Origin of the sequence: Psychrobacillus sp. PGGUH221 (genome assembly GCF_042055255.1) — a bacterium.
Classification (GTDB): domain Bacteria; phylum Bacillota; class Bacilli; order Bacillales_A; family Planococcaceae; genus Psychrobacillus.
Window position 1 is genome coordinate 1 of sequence record NZ_JAQMHQ010000067.1, and the last position, 201, is coordinate 201.

Below are 201 nucleotides of genomic sequence, written 5' to 3' on the forward strand. Positions count from 1 at the left end.
TCTCCGGATCAAAGCTCACTTACAGCTCCCCGGAGCATATCGGTGTTAGTGCCGTCCTTCTTCGGCTCCTAGTGCCAAGGCATTCACCGTGCGCCCTTATTAACTTAACCTAATTCGGCTTCCAATCCACGGCGCATTAACTGCTCGTGTCTTGAAACCCTCAAAAATAGTAGTTAAAAGTACTACACAAAAAATAATCAC

1 rRNA gene is annotated in these 201 nt (G+C 46.3%); it reads right to left on the reverse strand.

Annotation, left to right across the window (positions count from 1 at the left end):
* A 23S ribosomal RNA gene (locus PGC35_RS22230) occupies window positions 1-110 on the reverse strand; the annotation flags it as partial.
* Between the last annotated feature and the right edge of the window lie 91 nt (window positions 111-201).